19 protein-coding genes are annotated in these 24,772 nt (G+C 69.0%); 10 read left to right on the top strand and 9 right to left on the bottom strand.

All coding sequences use genetic code 11. The annotated features are described in order from the left end of the window. Positions 1–18: 18 nt before the first annotated feature. The gene (locus FBZ87_RS11575) at positions 19–1,707 is read left to right on the top strand and encodes a methyl-accepting chemotaxis protein (protein WP_145610504.1); all 1,689 of its coding nucleotides are present in this window, start codon (positions 19–21) and stop codon (positions 1,705–1,707) included. 7 nt (positions 1,708–1,714) lie between these two features. Here the strand turns inward: FBZ87_RS11575 and FBZ87_RS11570 are convergent, their stop codons facing one another. Next, the gene (locus FBZ87_RS11570; protein ID WP_145610503.1) at positions 1,715–2,437 is read right to left on the bottom strand and encodes a DUF1223 domain-containing protein; all 723 of its coding nucleotides are present in this window, start codon (positions 2,435–2,437) and stop codon (positions 1,715–1,717) included. A gap of 166 nt (positions 2,438–2,603) precedes the next feature. Here FBZ87_RS11570 and FBZ87_RS11565 point away from each other — a divergent pair, with 166 nt between their 5' ends. Then, positions 2,604–3,275, top strand: coding sequence for a haloacid dehalogenase type II (locus tag FBZ87_RS11565; RefSeq protein ID WP_145610502.1), 672 nt, complete (start codon positions 2,604–2,606; stop codon positions 3,273–3,275). Between the two features lie 96 nt (positions 3,276–3,371). Next, positions 3,372–5,174, top strand: coding sequence for a translation elongation factor 4 (gene lepA / locus FBZ87_RS11560; RefSeq protein WP_145610501.1), 1,803 nt, complete (start codon positions 3,372–3,374; stop codon positions 5,172–5,174). 166 nt (positions 5,175–5,340) lie between these two features. Here the strand turns inward: lepA and FBZ87_RS11555 are convergent, their stop codons facing one another. From FBZ87_RS11555 to FBZ87_RS11530, 6 genes are all read right to left on the bottom strand, one after another. Beyond that, positions 5,341–5,619: a type II toxin-antitoxin system ParD family antitoxin gene (locus FBZ87_RS11555; protein ID WP_145610500.1), complete on the bottom strand. Its 279-nt coding sequence runs from the start codon at positions 5,617–5,619 to the stop codon at positions 5,341–5,343. Positions 5,620–5,689: 70 nt separating this feature from the next. Then, complete coding sequence (locus FBZ87_RS11550; RefSeq protein WP_145610499.1) at positions 5,690–7,438, bottom strand: sensor histidine kinase; 1,749 nt, start codon at positions 7,436–7,438, stop codon at positions 5,690–5,692. Positions 7,439–7,604: 166 nt separating this feature from the next. Then, complete coding sequence (gene purH / locus FBZ87_RS11545) at positions 7,605–9,191, bottom strand: bifunctional phosphoribosylaminoimidazolecarboxamide formyltransferase/IMP cyclohydrolase (protein ID WP_145610498.1); 1,587 nt, start codon at positions 9,189–9,191, stop codon at positions 7,605–7,607. Positions 9,192–9,276: 85 nt separating this feature from the next. Next, positions 9,277–10,929 (bottom strand): heparinase II/III family protein, encoded by a 1,653-nt coding sequence (locus FBZ87_RS30050; protein WP_281288954.1) that lies wholly within the window; start codon positions 10,927–10,929, stop codon positions 9,277–9,279. A gap of 15 nt (positions 10,930–10,944) precedes the next feature. Further along, entirely contained in the window at positions 10,945–11,625 is a 681-nt protein-coding gene (gene rpe, locus FBZ87_RS11535; protein ID WP_145610497.1) for a ribulose-phosphate 3-epimerase, read from the bottom strand. Positions 11,626–11,668: 43 nt separating this feature from the next. Next, the gene (locus FBZ87_RS11530; RefSeq protein WP_145610496.1) at positions 11,669–12,985 is read right to left on the bottom strand and encodes an RsmB/NOP family class I SAM-dependent RNA methyltransferase; all 1,317 of its coding nucleotides are present in this window, start codon (positions 12,983–12,985) and stop codon (positions 11,669–11,671) included. A gap of 148 nt (positions 12,986–13,133) precedes the next feature. On the opposite strand from FBZ87_RS11530, the gene FBZ87_RS30045 reads away from it, so the two are divergent. Further along, positions 13,134–13,385, top strand: a complete 252-nt coding sequence (locus FBZ87_RS30045) for a DUF1674 domain-containing protein (RefSeq protein ID WP_422394460.1) — start codon at positions 13,134–13,136, stop codon at positions 13,383–13,385. Between the two features lie 35 nt (positions 13,386–13,420). On the opposite strand, the gene pip is transcribed toward FBZ87_RS30045, so the two are convergent. Beyond that, a complete protein-coding gene (gene pip / locus FBZ87_RS11520) occupies positions 13,421–14,368 on the bottom strand; it encodes a prolyl aminopeptidase (RefSeq protein ID WP_145610495.1) in 948 nt (315 codons plus the stop codon). Between the two features lie 121 nt (positions 14,369–14,489). On the opposite strand from pip, the gene FBZ87_RS11515 reads away from it, so the two are divergent. Next, positions 14,490–14,900 carry a group III truncated hemoglobin gene (locus FBZ87_RS11515; RefSeq protein WP_145610494.1) on the top strand — a complete coding sequence of 137 codons (411 nt, stop codon included), beginning with the start codon at positions 14,490–14,492 and terminating at the stop codon, positions 14,898–14,900. A 47-nt stretch (positions 14,901–14,947) separates the two neighbouring features. On the opposite strand, the gene FBZ87_RS11510 is transcribed toward FBZ87_RS11515, so the two are convergent. Then, entirely contained in the window at positions 14,948–15,916 is a 969-nt protein-coding gene (locus FBZ87_RS11510) for a thermonuclease family protein (protein ID WP_145610493.1), read from the bottom strand. Between the two features lie 580 nt (positions 15,917–16,496). Here FBZ87_RS11510 and FBZ87_RS11505 point away from each other — a divergent pair. The 5 genes from FBZ87_RS11505 to FBZ87_RS11485 all read left to right on the top strand — a co-directional run bounded on the left by FBZ87_RS11505 (position 16,497) and on the right by FBZ87_RS11485 (position 24,511). Next, positions 16,497–18,479 (top strand): adenylate/guanylate cyclase domain-containing protein, encoded by a 1,983-nt coding sequence (locus tag FBZ87_RS11505; RefSeq protein ID WP_145610492.1) that lies wholly within the window; start codon positions 16,497–16,499, stop codon positions 18,477–18,479. A gap of 116 nt (positions 18,480–18,595) precedes the next feature. Next, positions 18,596–19,198 carry an RNA polymerase sigma factor gene (locus tag FBZ87_RS29155; RefSeq protein ID WP_211106935.1) on the top strand — a complete coding sequence of 201 codons (603 nt, stop codon included), beginning with the start codon at positions 18,596–18,598 and terminating at the stop codon, positions 19,196–19,198. Between the two features lie 25 nt (positions 19,199–19,223). Further along, complete coding sequence (locus FBZ87_RS11495) at positions 19,224–20,255, top strand: FecR family protein (RefSeq protein ID WP_186454719.1); 1,032 nt, start codon at positions 19,224–19,226, stop codon at positions 20,253–20,255. Positions 20,256–20,469: 214 nt separating this feature from the next. Then, positions 20,470–23,121 carry a TonB-dependent receptor gene (locus FBZ87_RS11490; RefSeq protein ID WP_246134366.1) on the top strand — a complete coding sequence of 884 codons (2,652 nt, stop codon included), beginning with the start codon at positions 20,470–20,472 and terminating at the stop codon, positions 23,119–23,121. Positions 23,122–23,194: 73 nt separating this feature from the next. After that, positions 23,195–24,511: an aminotransferase class V-fold PLP-dependent enzyme gene (locus tag FBZ87_RS11485; RefSeq protein WP_145610488.1), complete on the top strand. Its 1,317-nt coding sequence runs from the start codon at positions 23,195–23,197 to the stop codon at positions 24,509–24,511. Positions 24,512–24,772: the final 261 nt, after the last annotated feature.

The following is a 24,772-nucleotide window of genomic DNA, read 5'->3' as shown; positions in this document are numbered from 1 at the left end:
TGGGGGAGGACAGACGGCATGAAGTTTTTCCGGGATCTGCCCATCATCCAGAAGCTGCTGCTGCCCCTGATCCTGATGGGGCTGGTGACGCTCGGCACCTCCCTCTACACCCTGTCGCAGATGAACACGGGTGCGGCCCAGTACCAGCACCTGCTGCGCGGCGAGGCGGAGGCCCTGAAGGCCATCGACCGGGCCAATGGCGCCGCCGCCAACATCGGCCGCATCAGCTACATGATGCTGGCGGAGACTGACAAGTTCATCATCGACAGCATGAAGGATGAGATCGGGCAGCAGGCCAGCGACCTCGCCAAATACCTGGACAGTGTCGCCCGCCTGAACCCAGGCTCCAAGGACGACCTGGCCATGGCCCGGGACGAGTTCAAGGCCATGATGAAGTTCGCGGAAGAGGCGCGCGAACAGATGCTGGCCGGCAACACCAAGGCCGGCGCGTCCACCCTGACCGATGAGTTCGACATCCGCCTGTCCAAGCTGCTGGACCGGCTGACCGTCATCACCAAGGCGGTGGACGAGAATTTGAGCAAGGGCGAGGCCGCCGCCAAGGCCCGCAACGAACGCACCTACTGGGTGACGCTGGCGGCCGGCCTGTCGGGCGCCGTGCTGATCATGGCGCTGGCGCTGTGGATCGCCTGGGCCAGCGTGTCCCGCCCGCTGAAGCGCATCGTCGACACCATGACGGCCCTGGCCGACGGCGACCAGACCGTGGAGGTGCGGGCGACCGACCGGCGGGATGAGATCGGCGCCACCGTGCGGGCGCTGCGCATCTTCCAGCGCACCATGGTGGAGGCCGATACCCTGCGCCATGAGCAGGAGACGATGAAGGCCCAGGCGCAGGCCGAACGCCTTGCCGCGCTGGCCCAACTGGCCGACGAGTTCGAGGCCAGCATGAACCAGGTGGTGGAAGGGGTGGCCGGTGCCGCCGACCGCATGCAGGGCAACGCCAAGGGCCTGTCGGCCATTGCCGAGCAGACCAACCACCAGACGCTGGCGGTCGCCGGCGCGGCGGAGGCCGCGGCCGGCAACGTCAACACCGTGGCGGCGGCGGCGGAGCAGCTGTCCGCCAGCATCCAGGAGATCGGCCGGCGGGTGGAGGAGTCCTCCCAGATCGCCCAGAACGCCGTGGTGGAGGCGGAGCGCAGCAACCACACCGTGAGCGGCCTGGTGGAGGCGGCGCGCAAGATCGGCGACGTGGTGCGCCTGATCAGCGATATCGCCAGCCAGACCAACCTGCTGGCCCTGAACGCCACCATCGAGGCGGCGCGGGCGGGTGAGGCCGGGAAAGGTTTTGCTGTCGTGGCGTCCGAGGTGAAGACCCTGGCGACGCAGACTGCCAAGGCGACGGAAGAGATCAGCGCCCAGATCGGCGAGATCCAGGCCGTCGCCGGCAGTGCCGCCGGCGCCATCCACGGTGTCAGCGGCACCATCGGCCGCATCAGCGACATCGTCACCACCATCGCCGCGGCGGTGGAGCAGCAGGGTGCCGCCACCAACGAGATCGCCAGCAGCGTGGCCCAGGCCGCCGCCGGCACCTCCGACGTGTCCAGCACCATCGGCCAGGTGACCCGCGCCGCCAGTGAGACCGGCACAATGGCCGTGGATGTGCTGCACGCCGCCCAAGATCTGGTCAGCCAGTCCGATCATCTGCGCCACCAGGTGGCGGGCTTCCTGACCAAGGTGCGCGCGGGCTGAGCCCCGCTCACCCCGGCGTCCGATCCCCTGGCGCTTGGTTCAGGATGACGGCGGACAGGATGCGGCCATCCGGTGCCTGCAGCAGGACCGCGACACGTTCCCCCGCCGGCAAAGGCTGGCGGACCTCCACCGCGTCTCCCCGCCATTGCCCGGCTGGGGTGAGCGACCGGACGATATTGGATTCCAGCAGGGTGCGGCCGCTGTTCTCGCCCCGCCCGATGGGGGTGCGGTGTTGCGGGTCATACCCCACCACCAGGATGTCACCCTGCTGTCCCTTGCCCGCGCCAACGGAAATGACCAGGCCGTCTTCCCCGCGCGCGACCTGCAAGCCGACCGGCGCCGCTTCCCGCCGCGTGGCGTCGGCGATTTCGGCCAAGCCCCGCGCACGGTCGGAACCGACGAAGGCGCGTTCGCCATTCACCACCATCTCCGGCGTGTAGACCTGGCCGCCGCCCAGGCTACGCGCATACCACCGCTGTCGCGCCGTGGCGGCCTCGAATGAATAGGGATCCCGCCAGCCCAGGCCATTCCAATAAGTCACGTGGAAAGCCAGGGGCAGCACGTCCCGGCGGTCCTGCGCCAGGTCGGTGAGGAAGGCATCGGCGGGCGGGCAGGAGGAGCAACCCTGCGACGTGAACAATTCCACCACCACCGGTCCCGCCGCCAGCGCGGGCGTCGAGATCGGGAGGCCCAGGCTGAATGCCAGGAAAAGCAAGCCGGTACGACGCATTCTTTCGTCCCCTCCCTTGTCCACGCCGCGAGCGTGACATCCCCCAATGTGGGAAGCGTCCGGTGGCCCCGCCAGGGCGGCGCGGCGAACGGCCGCCGCTTCCGGCCTGGACCATGCGTTCCAGTCGGGACACAGTCTGCACCAATGCCGAATGGGGGAGGGACCGATGGCGGTGACGCTGGCCTTTGATGTCTACGGCACGCTGATCGACACCCATGGGCTGGTGGCCATGCTGAAGGGCATGGTGGGCGACCGCGCGGCGGAGTTCTCCCGCACATGGCGTGAGCGGCAGCTGGAATACGCCTTCCGCCGCGCCCTGATGCAGAACTACGTGCCCTTCAGCGTCTGCACAGCCCAGGCCCTGGACCACACCTGCACCCTATATAAAACGCCGCTGAGACCGGACCAGCGGACGGCCCTGCTGGACGCCTACCGCACCTTGCCGGCCTTCCCCGATGTGGCGGATGGGCTGGCCCGCTTGCGTGCGGCCGGCTTCCGCCTCTACGCCTTCTCCAACGGCACCAAAGCCGCGGTGCGCACCCTGCTGGACGCTGCCGGGATCGCCGATCTGTTCCTGGGGGTCATCAGCACGGACGACGTGCGGTCGTTCAAGCCCGACCCGGCCGTGTACAGCCACTTCCTGGGGGCGGCCGGCGCCACGGACGCGGAGACCTGGCTGGTTTCCAGCAACCCTTTCGACGTCATCGGCGCCCTTTCAGCCGGCTGGCGCGCCGCCTGGGTGCGGCGATCACCTGAGGCCCTGTTCGACCCCTGGGGCATTCCGCCGACGGTGACCGTTCCGGACTTGCGAGACCTGGCGGCGGCGATCGTGCCCTAAATCACCCGCCCGCACATGAACGCCCCGCCAACCCCGCGGTTGCGCCGAAACGCGGGGCATCCTATGGTCGCGGGAATTTTTCCAGACCGGCCCGTCATGACCGACCTTTCGCACATCCGCAATTTTTCCATCATCGCCCACATCGACCACGGCAAGTCGACCCTGGCCGATCGTCTGATCCAGTATTGCGGCGGCCTGGACGCCCGCGAGATGCGCGAGCAGGTGCTCGACAGCATGGATATCGAGCGCGAGCGCGGCATCACCATCAAGGCGCAGACCGTGCGCCTGAACTACAAGGCCGATGACGGGCGGACCTATCAGCTGAACCTGATGGACACGCCCGGCCACGTGGACTTCGCCTATGAGGTCTCGCGCTCGCTGGCCGCGTGCGAAGGATCGCTGCTGGTGGTCGACGCCTCGCAAGGGGTGGAGGCGCAGACGCTGGCCAACGTCTACCAGGCCATCGACCACAACCATGAGATCGTCCCGGTCCTGAACAAGATCGACCTGCCGGCGGCCGAACCCGACCGCATCAAGCAGCAGATCGAGGATGTGATCGGCCTGGACGCCAGCAACGCCGTCATGATCTCGGCCAAGACCGGCCTGAACATCAAGGACGTGCTGGAGGCCATCGTCACCCGCCTGCCGCCGCCCAAGGGCGACCTGGAGGCGCCGCTGAAGGCCCTGGTGGTCGACAGCTGGTACGACCCCTACCTGGGCGTGGTCATCCTGGTGCGCGTGGTCGATGGCGAGCTTAAGGTGGGCCAGAAGATCCGCATGATGGCCACCGGGGCCACGAAGGAAGCCGACCGCGTCGGCCACTTCACGCCCAAGGCCGTGCAGTCCGGCCGCCTGGGGCCGGGCGAGATGGGCTTCATCACCGCCGGCATCAAGGACATCCGCGAAACCAAGGTTGGCGACACCATCACCGAAGAGCGCCGCCCGGCCGCCGAGCCGCTGGAAGGCTTCAAGCCCAGCGTGCCGGTGGTGTTCTGCGGCCTGTTCCCGACCGACGCGGCGGAGTTCGAGCATTTGCGCGAAAGCCTGGGCAAGCTGGCCCTGAACGACGCCAGCTTCCAGTTCGAGGCGGAGACGTCGGCCGCCCTGGGCTTCGGCTTCCGCTGCGGCTTCCTGGGGTTGCTGCATCTGGAAATCATCCAGGAGCGGCTGGAGCGCGAGTTCAACCTGGACCTGATCACGACGGCACCCAGCGTCATCTACAAGGTCCACATGACCGACAAGTCGGTCATCGACATGCACAACCCGGCCGACATGCCGGATCCCATTCGCATCGACCACATCGATGAGCCGTGGATTCGCGCCACCATCATGCTGCCCGACGAATATCTGGGCGGCATCCTGGCGCTGTGCACCGAGCGGCGCGGCCAGCAGATCGACCTGACCTATGTCGGCGGTCGCGCCATGCTGGTCTACAAGCTGCCGCTGAACGAGGTGGTGTTCGACTTCTATGACAGGCTGAAGTCCATCAGCCGCGGCTATGCCAGCTTCGACTACCAGATGGACGGGTACGAGACCGGCGACCTGGTCAAGATGTCCATCCTGGTGAACGCGGAACCGGTGGACGCCCTGTCCACCATCGTCCACCGCAGCCAGGCCGAGCATCGCGGGCGCCTGCTGTGTGAGCGGCTGAAGGAGCTGATTCCGCGTCAGCTGTTCAAGATCGCCGTGCAGGCCGCCATTGGCAGCCGCGTCATCGCCCGCGAGACCATCAGCGCCATGCGCAAGGACGTGCTGGCCAAGTGCTATGGCGGCGACATCAGCCGCAAGCGCAAGCTGCTGGACAAGCAGAAGGAAGGCAAGAAGCGCATGCGGCAATTCGGCGAAGTCGAAATCCCGCAGAGCGCCTTCATTGCCGCCCTCAAGATGGGTGACGGCTGATCCGCCCCTCAAAACACCGGGTATTGCGCCGGCCGTCCATCGGGGCGGCCGGTTCTGGTTTCAGGGGCTGTCGTCCCATGGAACATGCTGTTCCACGTCCATGGCATCGTGAAGAACACGCACAATTCCAACCACGCCAGGTTCCAGCCGGTAGAGCAGCATGCCGTCAGTGCCCGCCAGCGGCTTCTCTGCCAAGCACAGCTATGTATTCTTCCAAGTCACCGTCCGTAACCTCATCGAACCGCCCTTCATCCAGCTCGCGGTGGCCGGCTTCCGCCGCCTCCCGCAACGCCTTCAGCTTGGCCTCATGTTGTGCTTCCTCTCGTTCGATGAGTCTCAGGCCGGCACGAAGGACCTCGCTGGCGTTCTGGTAACGGCCAGATCGCACCAAGTGCTCGATGACTTGTTCATGGTGATCGGTCAGCACCACGTTGCGCGTTGGCATCGGCATCCCCTGGCGAAGAATTCAAGATCCAAAGCCTAACGCCGATTGGCATACTATGCCAATCTCGGATTCACCCCAGCGGGAACCGCAGGGTGAACCGTGTGCCCGGCGTGGTCGCCTCGTAAAGGAAACGGCCGCGCAGCTGGCGGGTGAAGGCGTCGATCAGCAGCAGGCCCAGGCTCTTGCGGCCGGTGCCGGCGGCGGTGTCCGGCATGCCCACGCCATCGTCGGCGACGGTCAGCACACCCTCATCTCCTTCGCGCCGCAGGGTCACGGCCAGGGTGCCGGCGCGGCCTTCGGGGTAGGCGTGCTTGAAGGCGTTGGACAGAACCTCGTTCAGCACCAGGGTCACGGGCACGGACGCCGTCAGGTCACTTTCCAGTGGCGTGAGGTCCAGCACCACGGACACGCGGCGCAGCCCGCCCGCTGCGTGCCCCTCGCCCTGGTGGATGTTGTCGATCTCGCGCGCCAGGGCGGTGATCACCCGGTCCAGTTGGACCACGTCGACATCCGACGCGCGGTGCAGCTGCTCATGCAGGATGCCCATGGCGTGGATGCGGCGCAGGGCGTCGCCCAGGGCGGGGCGCAGCGCCGGATTCATGCCGGCCTGAAGCTGCAGCAGGCTGGAGACGACCTGCAGATTGTTCTTCACCCGGTGGTGGGTGTCGCGCAGCAGCATCTCGCGCTCCGCCAGCGCGCGGTGCAGGTGCCGGGTGCGGTCGGCCACCCGCGCTTCCAGCAGGGTGTTGGCATGGCGCAGGATCCGGTCGGCGCGGGCCAGGTCGCGGGAGCGGCGGATGGCTATCCAGGCCACCAGCATCAGCGCCAGCGAGGCCGGAACGGCCACGGCGGCGTAGACCAGGGCCCTGTCTTCCCATTCCTTGGCGATGCTGGCCGTGTCGATGCCATAGAGGACGAACAGCGGCAGGTTGGGAACCTTGCGCCGGGCGTACAGCCGCCGCACCCCATCGATGGGGGAGGTCAGGATGAAGGTGCCGGTGGCGTCCTCCGGCGTCTTGAGCAGCTCTGGATAAAAGCCCTGCTGCAGGTCGTCGGCGGGGGCGGGCTCGCGCAGCAGTACCGCACCATCCTCGCGCACCAGCATCATGGTCTTGGGATCGGCCGAGAACAGCGACCGGTAGAAGGCGATGAAATAGTCCGGCTTCAGCGACAGTTGGGCCACGCCGTTGAAACGGCCGTCCCGCGTTTCCATACGCTGGCTGATTGGGAGGAAGGCCGCGCCGGAGATGCGGCCGCGCAACTGCTGCCCGATGAAGATCCCGGCGCCCGGCTTCAGCTGGGCGCGGAAATACTCCCGGTCGCTGACGTCCAGCGCCGGTGTGGGCCACTGCACCGTGTTCACGCGGATGATGCCGCTGGTATCCACCACCCACACGCTCTCCAGCTCGGGAGAGGCCTGCCAGATTTCCCGCAGGCGGTCGTAAAAGCGGCTGTCGCCGGCGATATTCTTCCAGCCAGCGTCCTCCACCAGCCGCTCGACGTAGCGCAGGCTGGTGGCGTGGATGCTGAAGATCTTGCCCGCATGCTCTTCCAGCACATGGGTCACGTCCACCACCTGCTCACGGGCATCGTCCCAGACGCGGCGGTGGTGGTCCCAGGCGGCCCAGGCGAAGACCAGCAGGGTCAGCACCAGGCTCATGACCAACAGGGCCGCCACGGGGCGACCGGCGGACGGGATCAAGGGAACGATGGCCGCGTCGGAATGAACGGTGCCATCCGGGGCCGGGACGCCGCCAGCCAGAAGATCAGGGAGAGAGGCGCCGGCCGAAGCAGCGTGGTCTGGCGCGGAGGCGTTCATATGGGCTGCCCTGGTCCTACTTGGCCCAGGTTACCGCATGCTTCGCGGGCCTGGGCTTCCCCCATCGGTCATCGCCATCCCTGAACACCCGCCCTTCAAGGATGGGGCGGGGTGGAAAGGGGGATGGTCTCCTGATACGGAACTATCCCCCCTGTCCCTGCCGCCGTCAGTGACGGAAATGACGCATGCCGGTAAATACCATGGCCAGACCACGCTCGTCCGCAGCGTCGATCACTTCCTGGTCACGCATGGAGCCGCCGGGCTGGATGACGGCCGTGACGCCGGCTTCCGCCGCCGCGATCAGGCCGTCGGCGAAGGGGAAGAAGGCGTCGGACGCCACCACGCTGCCCTTGGTGCCCGGCTCGGCCAGGCCGGCGGCCTCCGCCGCCTCCCGGCTTTTGATGGCCGCGATGCGGCTGCTGTCGACTCGGCTCATCTGGCCAGCGCCGATACCCACCGTGGCCAGGTCCTTGGCATAGACGATGGCGTTGGACTTCACATGCTTGCCCACGCGGAAGGCGAACAGCAGGTCGGCCAGCTCCTTCGGGGTGGGGCCGCGCTTGGTCACCACCTTCAGGTTGGCCGGCAGGATGCGGCCGTCATCCCGGCTCTGCGCCAGGAAGCCGCCGGCGACGGTCTTGATCAGGGTGCCGGCCTGAGCCGGATTGGGTAGGTCGCCGGTCAGCAGCACGCGCAGGTTCTTCTTGCCTGCCAGCACGGCGCGGGCGGCCTCATCCGCGTCGGGGGCAATCACCACTTCGGCAAACAGGCGGGATATGGCCTCGGCGGTCACGGCGTCCAGGGTGCGGTTGGCGGCGATGATGCCGCCGAAGGCGGACACGGGGTCGCAGGCCAGGGCACGGGCGTAGGCGGTGGGTAGGTCATCACCCTCGGCCACACCGCAGGGGTTGGCGTGCTTGATGATGGCGATGGCCGGGCGGTCGAACTCGGCCACCAGCTCGAAGGCCGCGTCGGTGTCGTTCAGGTTGTTGTACGACAGCTCCTTGCCCTGCAGCTGGGTGGCGGTGGCAATGCCGGGGCGGCGCTCCCCCGTCACATAGAAGGCGGCCGTCTGGTGCGGGTTCTCGCCATAGCGCAGGGTCTGGCGCAGGGTGCCGGACACGGTCACGCTCTCCGGCCAGGTCTGGCCCAGGCGGTTGGCGAACCAGGCGCCGATGGCGGCGTCATAGGCGCCGGTGCGGGCATAGGCCTTGGCGGCCAGGCGGCGGCGCAGGTCCAGGGTGGTCTGTCCATCATGGGCCGCCAGCTCGGCCAGCAGCGGGGCGTAGTCGGACGGGTCGGTCACCACCGCCACGAAGTCGTGGTTCTTGGCCGCACCCCGGATCAGGCTGGGGCCGCCGATGTCGATGTTCTCGATGCAGGTTTCGAAGTCGGCGCCCTTCGCCACCGTGGCCTCGAAGGGATAGAGGTTCACCACCACCAGGTCGATGCCGGGGATATCGTGGGTGTTCATGGCGGCCACGTGCCCCTCGTCATCGCGGCGGGCCAGGATGCCGCCGTGGATGCGCGGGTGCAGGGTCTTCACCCGGCCGTCCATCATCTCGGGGAAGCCGGTGTGGTCGCCCACCTCGGTCACGGGCACGCCGGCCTCGGCCAGGCGCTGGGCGGAACCGCCGGTGGACAGGATGTGCACGCCGCGCGCGGCCAGGGCCTGGCCCAGCTCGATCAGGCCGGTCTTGTCGGACACGGAGATGAGGGCGCGGCGCAGGGGAACGAGATCGGGGCTGGTCATGATGGCAATCCGGCTTCGGTGGGATTTGGGAATGAGAAAGCCCGGCAAACGCCGGGCTTCAAGGGAAACTTGGGGTCATGGTGGCTCAGGGGTCGGCGCCCTCGGCCTTCTTCTCGCGGCGCAGGGCCCACTTCACGGTGGCGCCGCCGGGGGCGGTCGTGCCGCGCACGGTCACCTGCAGGGTGCCGCGCGGCTCGGGCCCGTCGCCCAGATAGACGCTTTCCTCCAGCCCCACCGTGCCGCCCGACAGGCGCAGGCGCCAGCCGGCGCCCGACGGCAGGCGCAGCAGCACGCCGTCGCCGCCCTGGGACAGGCTGGCGTGCACGCCGGGGTGCAGGTGGAAGCGCAGGGTGTAGGACTGCCCGCCGGAACCGCCTTCCAGCTTGTCCTCGCCGCGCAGATCCTCGCCATTCTCGGCCAGGTACAGGCGCCGGTGGTGGATCAGGCCGAAGCCATCGCGATAGCCGTCGTGCGCCGCCTCAACCAGGACGGCGCCGCCCGTCTCGCGCCGCTTGGCCTCCACCGGATGCGGGCGGCGACCCAGGCCGCCATCCTCGCGCACGGAGGCGGAGTTGGTGTCGGCCACCACCAGGGTGGAATGGGCGGCGGTGGAGGCCAAGGCCCCACGCCAGGCGCCGGTTTCGGACGGGTGGCTGCCGCAGTTCACGATCAGGCGCTCGCGCCCCACGCTCATCTCGAACGACAGGCTGCCGGCGTGGGCCCGGGCGTCTAGGCCGGACGGCGGTGGTGCGCCGGCGTCGAACAGCACGCAGGCGCGGCCCGCCGCCAGCCGCTCGAACCCCACATGGGGGGCGGAGCGCAGGGGCCGGCCGCGGGCGTCGGCCTGGCTCAGCACCGTGTCGATGAAGGTGGGGTCTTCCGCCCAGCCGCCATTGAACAGGGCCAGGCCGCCGTCGCCATGGCGGAAGAAGCGCAGGGTGGGCGTCAGGCGGTCGATGGCGTGCTGCACGGCGTCGGGCATGTCGGCCCGCGCGGCGCGCAAAACGCCCCGGATGTCGATCAGGTGGCGCAGCACCTGCAACTGCAGCGAGGGGCTGCGCTGCACATGGCCGCCGTCGGGCATGACCTGGCGTGTCAGCTCGCGGTTCAGCAGCCATAGGGCGCGCTGGGCGGTACGGCCCCGGCCCGGCAGGCAGAAGCCGCCATAGACCAGGCCCTTGATGCCCAGGATCAGGTCCACGCCGCGCAGGCGGCCGGGCACCAGCCGGGCCAGGTGGCGGATCTGGCGGGCCAGGCTGTCGAAGACGCGGGCGCGCAGGCCGTCGTCGGCGCTGGCCAGGAAGAAGTCGTGGGCACCGATCCAGGCGACGATGCGCTGGGCCGTTACCTCCGGCGCCCAGGCCACGGCATGCCAGGAGGAGAAGCCGTCCAGCCAGCTGGTGACCAGCACGCGGGCCTGGCGGCGCGCGGCGTCGCCCCCGGCGGCTTTCAGGTGGCGCAGCCAGTCGAAGCCGTGCAGGGCTGTCAGCCAAGCTGATCCGGCGGAGAGGTCCAGCCAGGGCGGCAGGTCGGCCTGGCGTTCCTCCCCCGCGAAGGCGAAACGGCCGGCCAGCAGCGCCTCACCCTGGCGGGGGTCGCCCGGCCATGGGTCGGCCGGCACCACGCCCAGCGCCTGGGGGGCGCGGCTTTTCAGCAGCACCCCATACAGCGGCGTCCGGTAGACCAGCGCGCCGGGGCCTGCGCGGAACCGTCTCATGCCGGAAGTGACACGGGCCATGCGCCGTTCGATCCCTTAGACCAGCGGGCCGCGCAGGCGGCGGATGTTGTCGGCATAGGCCTCGGGGCCGCCCTGGAAGGTGGCGGTGCCGGCTACCAGCACGTCCGCGCCGGCGGAAATCGCCACGGGCGCCATCTCGGCGTTGATGCCGCCGTCGACCTCCAGGTCGATAACACGGGACGTGCCGGCGGTCACGGCGTCGATGCGCTGGCGGATGGCCCTGATCTTGTCCTTCTGGCTGTTGATGAAGGACTGGCCGCCAAAGCCGGGGTTGACCGACATGACCAGGATCATGTCGACGTCATCCATGATGTAATCCAGGACCGAGATGGGCGTCGCCGGGTTCAGCGCCACGCCGGCCTTCTTGCCCAGGCTGCGGATCAGCTGCAGCGTGCGGTGGGTGTGGGCGCCGGCCTCGGGGTGCACGGTGATGATGTCGGCGCCGGCCTTGGCGAAGGCGGCGACGAAATTATCCACCGGCGAAATCATCAGGTGCACGTCGAACACCTTGGCCGAATGCGGGCGCAGGGCCTGCACCACCATCGGGCCGATGGTCAGGTTGGGCACGAAATGCCCGTCCATGACGTCAATGTGGATATAGTCGGCACCGGCAGCGTCCACGGCCCGCACCTCCGCGCCCAGGTTGGCGAAGTCGGCCGACAGGATGGAGGGGGCGATGCGTACCGGCTGCTGCATGGTGACTATGGTTCCTATCAACTAAGGGCTGCTTTGCCAACCGCTAGGCGGTGCGGCGCAGGCGGGTCATGAAAAATCCGTCGAGGCCGCCCAACCCCGCCCAGTGGCCGGGCGTGGTGCGCACGTCGCCGCTGTCGGTTACCAGGGGGGCCAGTGCCTCCACATCGGCCTCCGCGCCATAAGCCAGATCCACCGGGATGATGGGTTCCACCATCACGTCCAGGCGGCGCGACAGCAGCTTGGACAACTGCTCCTCGCCTTCCTCCGGCTGTAGGGAGCAGGTGCAGTAGACCACCAGGCCGCCCGGCTTCACCATGTCGATGGCGCGGTCCAACAGGCGGCGCTGCACGCCCGACAGGCGGCCCACGTCTTCCGGCGTCTTCAGCCGCGCCACGTCGGGGTGGCGGCGGATGGTGCCGGTGGCGCTGCACGGCGCGTCCAACAGCACGGCATCGACCGGTGCGTCCGGCTGCCACTTGGTGGCGTCGGCCACCGCCGTGGCGACCGACAGGCCCAGGCGTTCCATATTGCGCGACAGGCGGTCCAGCCGGGGGGCGGAGCGGTCGACCGCCGTCACCTTGGCGCCGGCGGCGGCCAGCTGGGCCGTCTTGCCGCCCGGGGCGGCGCACAGGTCGATGACGGTCAGGCCGGCGACGTCGCCCAGCAGGCGGGCGGGCAGGGCGGCGGCGGCGTCCTGCACCCACCAGGCGCCCTCATTGAAGCCCGGGAGCTCGGTGACCGACCCGCCGGCGGCGCGGCGCAGGGTGCCGTTGGGCAGCACCGTCGCCTCCAGCCTTTCCGCCCAGGCGTGCGGGTCGCCCTTCACCGTGATGTCCAGCGGCGCCTCCACCAGGTGGGCATCGACGATGGCGCGGGTGTGGCCGGTGCCGTAGTGCTGGCGCCAGGCCAGCCACAGCCAGTCGGGCGTGTTCAGGCGGCCGGCGTCCTGGGCGGCCAGCAGGTCGGCGCCCTCGCGCGCCAGGCGGCGCAGCACGGCGTTGATCAGACCCTTCATGCCGGCCAGGCCCTTGGCCACGGCCAGTTCCACGCCCGTGTCCACGGCGGCGTGGGCGGGGGTGCCCAGGAACAGCAGCTGGGCGGCGGAAACGCGCAGGATGTCCAGCACGCCGGCCTTGGGCAGATCCGGCCGGGCCAGCAGCGACAGGACCACGGCGTCGATCTGGCCCAGGCGGCGGATGACGGTGGCGGTCAGCAGGCGGACGAAGGCGCGGTCGCGCGGCTCCAGGCCGGGCAGGCCCCGGTGCTGGTCCAGCGCGTCATCCAGCGGCACGCGGCGGCGCAGCACGCTTTCCAAGAGATCCAGGACCACCCGGCGGGCGGCCAGCGTTTCGGTATTCATGGGGGCGGGGTGTACCCCGGAACGGGCCCGCTGTCACCGGCCCCTTTCGGCCACCCGCCCCCCGTTTCCGGCATGGATTCGGACGGGAAGGTCTGGCCCCCGGCAAAAGCCCTTGGCGGTGGCGCGCGCCGGGGCCAATTATAGTGCCATGAGCAAGCTGCCCCCCCTGCCAGAGCCCCCTTTGCCCGAGCCCAAGGCACCCATCTTCAAAGCGCACGTGGTCCCCCACGGGGCCCCCGCGGCATCGGCGCCCGAACCCGCCCCCGAAACCGTTAAGGCCGAAGCCATCAAGGCCGAGGCCGCGAAACCCGAACCCGTGCGCGAGATCGGTGGCCCCACCGGCCCCGAACCCACCCGCTACGGCGACTGGGAACGCAAGGGCCGGTGCAGCGATTTCTAAACCGGTGGCGCCCCCGCCGGTACGCCCCTGGGGTTTCAGAGGGTCTTGAACCGCTCCGTCGCCTGCACCAAGGCGGAGCGGATGCCCGGCTCCATGGCGCTGTGGCCCGCGTCCGGCACGACGATGTAGTCGGCCTCGGGCCAGGCGCGGTGCAGCTCATCCGCCGTGCGGATGGGGCAGACCACGTCGTAGCGGCCCTGGACGATGATGGCCGGGATGTGCCGGATGCGGTCGATGTTCTCCAGCAACGCCGCTTCCGGCGACAGCTTGTTGTTGCGGAAGTAGTGCGCCTCCATGCGCGCCAGGCCCAGGGCGTGGTTGTCCTCGCCCGACGCCGACACCAGTTCCGGGCTGGGCAGCAGGGTGGAGCAGGCGCCCTCGTACACGCTCCACACCCGGGCGGCGGCCATGCGGGTCTGTGGATCGGCGGAGGTCAGGCGGCGGTAGTACGCCTCCAGCAGGTCGCCCCGCTCATTCACCGGGATGTGGGCCACGAAGGTGGACCAGGCCTCGGGGAAGAAGGTGCGCATGTCGTAAAGGAACCAGTCGATCTCCTGCTGGCGCATCAGGAAGATGCCGCGCAGCACCAGGCCCTTCACCCGTTCCGGATGGGCCTGGGCGTAAGCCAGCGCCAGGGTTGACCCCCAGGAGCCGCCGAACACCAGCCAGCGGTCGATCTCCAGCGCCGCCCGCAATTGTTCCAGATCCGAAATGAGATCTGGAATACCATTCTCGCGGATTTCACCCAGCGGGGTGGACCGGCCGGCGCCGCGCTGGTCCAGGATGACGATGCGGTAACGCCGGGGGTCGAAGAAGCGGCGGTGCGTGGGCGAGGCGCCGGCACCGGGGCCGCCATGCAGGAAGACCACGGGCGCGCCATCGGGGTTGCCGGCTTCCTCCCAGTAGATGGTGTGCAGGCCGCTGACGGCCAGCGTGCCCGTCCGGTAGGGTTCCAGGGGTGGGAAGAGGTCGCCGCGCGCCATGGGTCTGTACACCAGATTGCTCGAATTAAGGCCGAAGTGTAGGCCAAGGCCGGCCCCCAGCGCAAACCCAACCAAGCCCGGCCGGTTCCGCCCAGCCTGTTTCGCGGGAGTTTTTACAGCGATGTCACAACCATTTGCCGCCTTCACGGAAGAGTCGCTGGCCGTCCTGGTGCGGGCCTTCTACGACCGGGCGCGCCAGGATGCGCTGCTGGGTCCGGTCTTCGAGGGCGCCGTCGGCACCACCGAGGAGGCGTGGGACCGCCACCGCATGCGCATTGTGGATTTCTGGTCCTCCGTCCTGCTGTCCACCGGCCGTTACGAGGGCCGGCCCATGGTGGTGCACGCGGGTCTGCCCCTGATCGGGCCGGATCACTTCCGCCGCTGGCTGGCCCTTTTCCAGGAGACGGCTCGGGGCCTGTTCACGGCGGAGGCGGCGGACCGCCTGGCGGAGGTCAGCGCCCGCATCGGCCGCAGTCTGCAGATGGGCCTGGCGGTAGCCCGGGGCGATGACGCCGGCGCCTATCTGCCCTAGGGGCTGGCGTTGGCCATGACGAGGGCGTCGCGGGCATCCTCCGTCGCTTAGGGATCCGATGCGGCCGGCGCCGCGTCGCTCCCGTCCTTGTCTTCCTTCTGGCCCCGGACCGGGCGGCGATGGGGCCAACGGCCGTCGGTGGTGATGATCTGGTCGGGGTTGGTGACGCGGATCATGGGGCCGTTGTGCTCCTCCACCCAGCCGCGCACCTCCACCAGTCGGTCCTTCAGGTCCAGCGGGCTCAGGTGGCGGGCCCGGAAGGCGGCCATGTCACGGCGGTCGATCTCCACCGTGAAGTCGGTGCGCCGGTCGGCGCCGAAGTTGAGGTAGACGCGCTCGCGGGCGTCGGCCGCGTCCAGCACGCGGCCGGTGACGACGGCGTAGCGGCCCTGGGCCCGGAAGGCCGTGTCGGGGTCGCGCACGGCGTAGAAGCCGTCGGCCCACAGGCCCAGCTTGCCTTCGCGGGCGTGGTCCTCCGCCCGGCGCAGGGCGGCCAGGCCCTTGGGCGCGTCGGGGTGGGGCGCCAGTTCCGCCCACCCCTGGCGCAGCAGGGCATCCTGCACCCACACCAGGCGGCGCCCGTCGCGTACCATCAGGTGGGCCAGGATGCGGCCGTAGCGGTCATGGTCCACCCCGCCCAGCATCAGCTTGACCGTGCGGTTCAGCACCAGTTCCTCCAGCGCATGCCGCGACTCCTCCGCCAGGGGCCAGGGGGGGCGGCCGGCATTCTCGTCCTGCGAACTGCCGGCCTGGGCGGTGCGCGCGGCTTTGGGTGACCCCACCTTGGGTGCCAGGATGCCGGCCAGGCGAACGACCCGGCCATCGCGCAGGGTGACGGTGTCGCCGCTGAGCACGCCGATGACCACGCCGTTGCCGGCGGGGATAAGGCCGTGGGTGCCCTTCGCCGTGCGTTCCTTGTGTGGCCTATGGTGGGCCCGATGCGTCCGGGCCTCGGCCGGCTGGAGGGCCGCCGTCAGGATCAGCAGTGGCAACAGGGCGAGTCGCCAAGCGTGCATCGCGGTGGGCTTCCGGCAACCAGGGCGCGATGACGATACGGCACGGGGGATGCGAAGAAAAGAGACGGCGCGGACCACCTGGATCCGCGCCGTTGGATAGTTTACGCGTTCTGCCAGAACCGATTGATGGCACGGCCGCGTATGCCGGTGATGGGGCGTCAGGTGTTCCTGCCTCTCCAGGGTCGCCTCGACCCTGGGCTGTCAGGGACGCGAAGCCGAAAACGCTGAGTAGGCAAATTCCGTCGGTTCCACCGTCTGCGGTCCCTTATCGGGGTTGTTCTGCGAGACATGCCAACCTTAGCAAAGTGTGGGCCAGGGTGCGGCGCGGCGTCGCGTTAACTGTTTATTGGCCTTTTCCGGCCATTTTGGCCGAGGGCGTGCCCTGGTGCGGGATCCACTCTTGGCGCAGGGCTCCAGCAAATCGATGCATTATGTATTGCTTAATGCAATATGCGCCCCATCACAGCGCCCTGTTTGCACTATGCAATATGCTAAGTAGGAATTAGGCCCATACCGGTGGCAGGGGGCCTGCACGCTTGCCGCAGTTGCCGTCGGCCCGCCCGACGGCTACCGTGCGGCCATGAGCGAAACGACACAGGCCCTGGAAAGCCCGGCGGGGGGATGTCCCATCCGACGGTCCGCCGTGCGAGTCTCCATCGCTACCGCGCTGCTGCTGGGTTTCGGCACGCTGGTCCTGGTGGCGGTGGCCAGCGTTCTGATCCTGGGCTTCAGCACCTCCACCCGCAACACTGCGGCGCTTCTGACCGACAAGGTCATCCTGGCCATGGACGGGATGACGGTGCGGGTGCGCGCCCAGTTGGACCCGGCGCAATATCAGGCGGAATTCCTGGTGGCGTCTATCCAGCGGGGGGAGATCGACACCAGCGATGAGACGCGGCTGGGCCAGAACCTGCGCTCGGCCCTGGCGGCCTCGCCCCAGATCACCGCGGTCAGCTTCCTGTCGGCCGACAGCCACTGGACCGTGGCGCGCCGCACGGGCCCCAACGACGCCGAAGTCATCACCATGCCGCCGCCGCCCAACAGCGATCTCCTGATGCAGGAGATGAAGGCGGCGCCCGTCGCCCGCTGGGTGGACCCCGTATGGTCGGAGGAGGAGGGCACCAGCTTCCTCACCGTGCGCGCGCCGGTGCGATCCAAGAGCGGCAAGTTCCTGGGCGCCGTCCTGGTGGGCGTCAGCTTCGCCGACCTGTCGGGCTTCCTGGGCGAACTGGACAGCAGCCAGGGCGTTACCGCCTTCATCCTGTTCGATGCCGACCACGTGCTGGCCCATCCGGCCCTGATTGGCCGCACCTTCAACCTGGCCGGTCGCAACCCGCCCCTGCCCACGCTGTCCGACCTGGGCGATCCCGTGGCCGCCGGCATCTGGCAGCGCCAGCCCCCCGGCCGCGTGGTGGCCCGCGACGGCATGGGCGGCAAGCTGCGCGACCTGGACTTCCGCCAGGCCAGCGTCGGCGACGTCGACTACGTCTACCTGCTGCGCGACCTCAGCGGCTACGGCGCCCAGAACTGGACCCTGGTCATGGCGCTGCCGCAGCGCGAGGTGGACCAGGAAATCCGCCGCGTGCGCTGGTTCGGCCTGGGCGGCGTCGCCATCCTGCTGGTCTCGGTCGCCCTCAGCCTGATCCTGGGCAAGACCATCAGCCGGCAGATCCGGGGCCTGTCGCACGCGGCGTCCTCGCTGCGCGACCTGGACTTCCACGCCGTGCCCTACCTGCCGGACAGCCGCCTGCGCGAACTATCGGACGCGGCCGCCGCCTTCAACACCATGCTGACCGGCCTGCGCTGGTTCGAGTCCTACGTGCCCAAGGCCTTGGTGCTGCGCCTCATCCGCCGGGGCGATCACGCCGGCTCGATCTTGTCCGAGGAGCGTGACGTCACCGTCATGTTCACCGACATCAAGGGCTTCAGCACCCTGGCCCAGAACATGACCCCGGCGCAGACCGCCTCGCTGCTGAACGAGCATTTCACCCTGTTGTCCGCCTGCATCGAGGCCGAGGGCGGCACGGTGGACAAGTTCATCGGTGACGCCGTCATGGCCTTCTGGGGCGCGCCGGACGAGCAGGCGGACCATGCGGCGCGCGCCCTGCGCGCCGCCGCCGCCATCAACCGCTGCATCCGCCAGAGCTATGACGAGGCGGTGACCCAGGGCCGGCCCGCCATCCGCCTGCGCGTCGGCATCCATTCCGGCCCGGTGGTCGTGGGCAACATCGGCACCAGCAGCCGCATCAACTACACCATCGTGGGCGATACGGTGAACGCCGCCGCCCGGCTGGAGGCGCTGGGCGCCGACCTGGCCGACCCGGCCGCCGCCTGCATCGTGCTGGCCAGCGCCGACACGGTGGATGCCGCTGCCGACTGCGGCGTGCCCATGACCGACGTGGGCGAGTTCAGCCTGCGCGGGCGCACCGGCCAGGTACGGGTTTGGCAGCTGGCCGACGGCGTACACGGTCCCCGCGACCCCGTTGGGCCCACGGGCCAGACCATCGGCGAACCGGGCTTGGAGCCGGTCTGCCCCCAACTGCCTGCCACCACCCCGTCTTAAATTTTTATGACGGGTGGGGGAAAGTCCCCCGCCGGCGCATCCACCCCCTAGTATCCCGGCGCCGCCCCACCCCGAGGCGGCCGTTGAGGGATGCACCTCCAGTGGATGACGCCCCCGTGCAGGATCGACACGACGCGATCACCCGGCCGCAGGACGGGCCGCAACGCGCGCCCTACAGCGACGTGCCCCATAGCGACGCCCCCTTCAGCGATGAGAGGGCGCGGTGGCTGGCCACCCACATCCTGCCGCATGAGCACGGGCTCAGGGCTTGGCTGCGGTCGAAGTCCTTCCTGGGCTTCGATGCCGATGACGTGGTGCAGGAAACCTATGCCATCCTGGTGGCCAAGGCCTGTGTCGCCGGGATCGAGAACCCGCGCGCCTACGCCTTCCAGACCGCCTATTCCGTGGTGCTGCGCCTGGTGCGTCAGTCGCGCGTGGTGCCCATCGCCGCCGTGGCCGACCTGTCGACGCTGGAGGCGGTGGTGGATGCCCCCTCGCCGGAAGAGGTGACATCGGCCCGCCAGGAACTGCGCCTGATCCAGGACGCCATCGCCGATCTGCCGCGCCAGACCCGCCGCGCCTTCGTCATGCGCCGGGTGGAAGGCCTGCCGCAGCAGGAGATCGCGCGGCGGATGCGCCTGTCGGAAAACACCGTGGAAAAGCACATCACCCGGGGCCTGAAGTTGCTGTCGGAGCGCTTCGGCCGGGGCGAACGGTGATCGGTTGGCAAGGGACCTGATGAGCGTGAGCGTAAGACAAACCGCCGGGGCGATCGACCTGGCCGCCGCCGCCTGGGTGGCCCGGATGGACGCACGCGTCCTGACCGCCGATGAACGGGGGGAGCTTGACGCCTGGCTGGCCGCCGACCCCCGCCATCTTGGCGCGCTGGCCCGCGCCCGCGCCCTGCTGCTGAGCCGGCGGGACCTGGCGCCCGCCCTGGTCGGAGAGGCCGCAGTCCCCCGCGACCGCGCACCCCTCCACAGCCGCCGCCGCCTGCTGGCGGGCGCCGCCAGCGTGGCCGGCCTGGCGGCGCTGGGGGCAGGGATACGCCAGCCGGCGGCCCGGCAGACCTACAGCTCCGCCGTGGGCGAGGTGCGGCACATTCCGCTGGATGACGGCTCCACCCTGACGCTGAACACCAACTCGTCCGTCACTCTGGCCTATACCGCCGGCCGGCGGTTGCTGTACCTGGAGCGGGGCGAGGCGTTCTTCGATGTTGCCCCCGTTTCCGACCGTCCCTTTGTCGTCCGCAGCCCGCTGGCCCAGCTGGCCACCACCGGCGGCGCCTGCTGCGCCCGCCTGAACAGCGACGGTGTCATGACCGTGGCCGTGCTGTCGGGGAAGCTGGCGGTTGAAGGCGCGCCCTCGCCCCTGGCGGAAACGCTGGACCGTGTCACCGGCCGCGACTGGACCCTGCACCTGGGGTCGCGGGACGCCGTGCTGGTGAGCGGTGGGCAGGAGGTCAGCGTGCGCCCCGGCGGTGCCGGGCGCGGCAGCCTGGTCAGTTTCGAGGCGGTGCCGCCGGGTGCCCTCGACCGGGCCCTGATGTGGCGGGAAGGGCGCCTGGCCTTTGAGGGCGAGACGCTGGCTCAGGCGGTGGCGCAGTTCGCCCGCTATTCCCGCCGGCGCATCGTGCTGGCCAGCGACCGGCTGGCGCAGCGCCATATCTCCGGCCTGTTCCAGGCCACCGACCTGGACGGCTTCGCCCGAGCCGTGGCCGTCGGCTTCAGCGCCAAGTATCGGGAAGAGGGCGATTCCATAGTTCTCTATGATTGAGTCGGCCGTGGCCAATTCGTAGCGCCTCAAGTTTGCCTGTTAAACTTAAATGACGCAGTGGCGGAAAGATAATCCTGCCGATCTCTCCCTAGTATGAATGCGGAAATGAGTGCGATAGGCGGCAACGACCAGTCAAATCGCCCATCATTGTTGGGGAATGATCGTCATGATTAAGAAATATGGCAGTTTCTTTGCTCTGTGCAGTACGGCGTTGATGGGGTGGGCGGTTCCGGCCTGGGCGCAGAGCGCGCACTTTGACCTGGCGGCCCAGCCGGCCGTCCGCTCCATCCCGCTGTTCGCCCAGCAGGCGGGCATCCAGATTCTGGCGCCCACCGACCAGCTGGACGGTATCTCCACGGCCGCGCTGCAGGGCGACCTGGACCGGCAGCAGGCCCTGGCGCGCCTGCTGAAGGGCACGCCCCTGGTGGTGGCGTCGGACGATGGCCACACCGTGGTGCTGAAGCTGGCGCCCGCGCCGGTTTCCACCGGCACCCCCGCGCGCAAGGCCCAGGCGGCGCCCGCCCCGGCGGAGGTGCAGGTGGCAGACGCTGCCGGCGGCAGCCTGGACGAGGTGGTGGTGACCGGCACCCGCGACCGCGGCCGCACCCGGTTCACCACCATGACCCCGGTCGACGTGCTGTCGGCCAAGGATCTGCAGGACGGTGCCTCCAACCAGCTGCTGGAGAACCTGACCCAGGTCATTCCCGGTTTCAACGTCCAGAAGCTGCCCAGCTCCGACGGCGGGCAGTTCATCCGCCCGGCCCATTTGCGCGGCCTGTCGCCCGACCAGACCCTGGTGCTGATCAACGGCAAGCGCTTCCACCGCACCGCCTACCTGGGCACGCGCGGCGCCCAGGGCCCGGACCTGGCGCAGATCCCGGACTTCGCCATCGGTCGCGTGGAAGTGCTGCGTGATGGCGCCTCGGCCCAGTACGGGTCCGACGCCATCGCCGGCGTCATCAACATCCAGCTGGACGACCGGCCCGGCGTCTACGGCTACATGCAGGGCTCGCAGTACTACGCCGGCGACGGCACCACCTGGAATGGCGGCCTGCGGGGCGCGACCGAGATCGGTGACGGCGGCCACCTCATGGCCACGGCCGAGTGGTCAGACGGCACGCTGACCTCGCGCACCCACCAGCGCGACGATGCCAAGGCCTTCCAGGCCGCCAACCCGCAGCTGACCATCGCCAACCCGGTGCAGCGTTGGGGCCGACCGGACGAGAGCAGCTACCACTATGCCGTGGACGGCCTGCTGCCCGTGGGCGCCGTGGAGCTCTATGGCTTCATGACCATCGCTACCGGCGAGGGCATGAACGACATCAACTGGCGCATCCCCGACCCCAAGAGCAACGCCAGCGTCTACGGCCTGGCGCCCAAGGTCTTTCCCGGCTGGGACCTGCGCAGCGTCTATCCCGATGGCTTCACGCCCAAGGAAGGCATCAAGTACACCGACTACCAGGCCGCCTGGGGCGCGCGGGGTCATGTCGGCACCGACCTGGACTGGGATTTGAGCGGCACCTACGGCGAGAATGAGAGCCGGTTTTTCCTGAACAATTCCATCAACGCCTCGCTTGGGCCCAGCAGCCCCTACAACTTCAACCTGGGCACCCAGCGGCAGGATGAGTTCAACCTGAACGCCGACGGCGTCTATCGCCTGGACGCCGGCCTGGATGAGCCGCTGAACATCGCCTTCGGCGCCGAGCGCCGGCTGGAGATCTACACGGTGGAGGCGGGCGACACGGCCTCTTACCAGGTGGGGCCGGGTGCCACCGCCGGCCTGGCCTCGGGTGCCAACGGCTTCCCCGGTTTCAGCAATCTGCAGGCCGGGTCCTGGTACCAGACCAGCTACGCCGGTTACCTGGACATGGAGGCCAAGCTGACGCCGGACTGGACCGTGGGCGCCGCCGGCCGGTACGAGACCTATTCCGGCTTCGGCGACAAGATGACCTACAAGGCCTCCACCCGGTATGAGATCACGCCGGACCTGGCCCTGCGCGCCTCCTACTCCACCGGGTTCCGCGCGCCCACGCCGGGCCAGATCAACTCCCTCAGCACCTCGCAGGGGTTGGACACCAAGACCCTGCAGCTGTTCACCAGCGGGCGCCTGTCACCCGACAACCCGCTGGCGGTGGCCCTGGGCGCCAAGCCGCTGAGCCCTGAAACGTCTCGAAACTACAGCCTGGGGGCGGTGTGGCGCACGGATGTGGGCCTCTCGGGCTCGGTCGACGCCTACCAGGTGGACGTGGACCACCGTTTCTCCAGCTCGCCCACCATCAACCTGACGGCGGCGCAGAAGGCGCAGCTGTTGGCCCAGGGCGTGCCGGGGGCGGACAACTTCACCTCGGTCTATTGGTTCACCAACGATTTCAACACGCGCACCCAGGGCCTGGACGTGGTGCTCGATTACACCCAGCCGGTGTTCGACACGGCCCGCATCGACATGAAGCTGGCCTACAACCACAACCTGACCATGGTGACGGGCGGCAGCCTGAACGCCAACCCCACGCAGAAGGTGCTGTATGAACAGGGCCTGCCCAAGAACAACATCACCGGCAGCCTGACCTACAGCGACAACCCCGTCGATTACCAGGTGCGCGTCCGCTACTACGGCGGCTGGACGGACAGCAGCGGCAATTCCACCGGCGATATCTTCCAGACCTTCGACGGTATCACCTTCGTCGACCTGTCGGTGACCTACCACATCACCGACAACTTGGCGGTCAAGGTGGCGGGCGAGAACATCTTCGACACCTATCCGGCCAAGGCGATCTACCAGGCCAGCCGCGGCATCGAATATTCGCGCAACGCCCCGTACGACACCTACGGCGGCCGCTACTATGTCCGCTTCAACGCCGCCTTCTGAGTAGTATCTGTCGAGTCTGTTCGGGGTGCCGTCCCGACCTCCCATCCGGGGCGGCACCCAGGGAGTGATTTTGATGCGTCGACGCACCTTGCTCCAAGCCGCCCTGGCCGGCGGCGCCGGTGGCTTGCTCAGCGGGCCCGCCGTGCCGGTGTCCGCCCAGCAGACAGGCCCCATGACGGGCCCCTTGCCCAGCCCGCTGATCCCCGGCGCTGCCCCGCCCGCGGCGGATGACGAGGCCGGCTGGGCCGCCGTAGCGGCCGCCTACCCCGCCCGGCTCCAAACCGGCGTCATCAACCTGGAATACGGTGCCTTCGGCCAGATGCCGCTGGCTATCCAGGCGGCGTATGAGCGCTACACCGCCAAGGTGAACCAGGAAGGCGCCACCTTCGTGCGCCGGGATTTCGTCGGCTATTACCAGACGCTGCGCCAGCGCATCGCCGCCATGGTGCATGCCGACGCGGGCGAGATCGTCATCACCCGCAACGCTACCGAATCGCTGCAGGCGGTCATCGGCGGCTATGCCCGGCTGAAGCCCGGCGACGCCGTCTTGATGAGCGACCATGACTATGACAGCGCCCGCATGGCGGCGTCCTGGCTGGAACGGCGGCGGGGCGTCACGGTCATCAGCATCGACCTGCCCCACCCGCCGACGTACCAGACCCTGATCGACGCCTACGACCAGGCGCTGGCCGCTCACCCCACCGTACGGCTGATGCTGCTGACCCATCTCAGCCACCGCGACGGCCTGCGACAGCCGGTGCGCGAGATCGTGGCCATGGCCCGCCGGCGGGGCGTGGACGTGGTGGTGGACAGCGCCCAGGCCTGGGGCCAGGGCCCCGTGGACGTGCACGGCGACGGCGTCGATTTCGCCGTGTTCAACCTGCACAAATGGATCGGCGCTCCCCTAGGCGTGGGCGCCCTCTATATCCGCAAGGACCGCATCGCCGACATCGAGCCCTTCATGGGCGAGGAACCATCGGAGCGCGACCCGATCCTGGGCCGGGTGCACACCGGCATGGCCAACTTCGCGGCCCAGATGGCCGCCATCGACGCGCTGGACTTCCACCAGGCCCTGGGCACGCCCATCATCGGCGCCCGCCTGCGCCATCTGCGTGACCTGTGGGCCCTGCCGGCGCGCAACCTGCCGAAGATCGAGGTGCTCACCCCCGACGACCCGCGCCTGTGCGCTGGCATGACCAGCTTCCGGGTGAAGGGCCAGACCACGCCGGCGGCCAACACCGCCCTGGCCGCGCACTTGCTGGAAAAGCACGGCCTGTTCACCGTGGTGCGTACCGGCCTGGCCGGCGGCGCCTGCCTGCGCGTAACCCCAGGCTTCAGCACCACGCCGGCCGATATGGCCAGGCTGGTGGAGGCGCTGAAGGAAATCTGAGGGGCTCAAAGGAAACCCCGGGCCACCGCTGCCGCGTGTGGCCAGCACTGGAGCGTAGCGACTAGGCCGCGACTGCGGCCGCCGGAGCCTTTCGGGGAACGCAGTGGACTGAAAGGCGAGGATGAGCCAAGGGGCGGATGCCCCGCCGGCGTTTGAGGCCAGCATTGGAGCGTAGCGACTAGGCCGCGACTGCGGCCGCCGGAGCCTTTCGGGGAACGCAGTGGACTGAAAGGCGAGGATGAGCCAAGGGGCGGATGCCCC

Origin of the sequence: Nitrospirillum amazonense, from assembly GCF_007828035.1 — a bacterium.
In the GTDB taxonomy this organism is placed as follows: domain Bacteria; phylum Pseudomonadota; class Alphaproteobacteria; order Azospirillales; family Azospirillaceae; genus Nitrospirillum; species Nitrospirillum amazonense.
The sequence above is the reverse complement of the archived record's forward strand: the minus strand, read 5'-3'. Positions and strand labels throughout refer to the sequence as shown.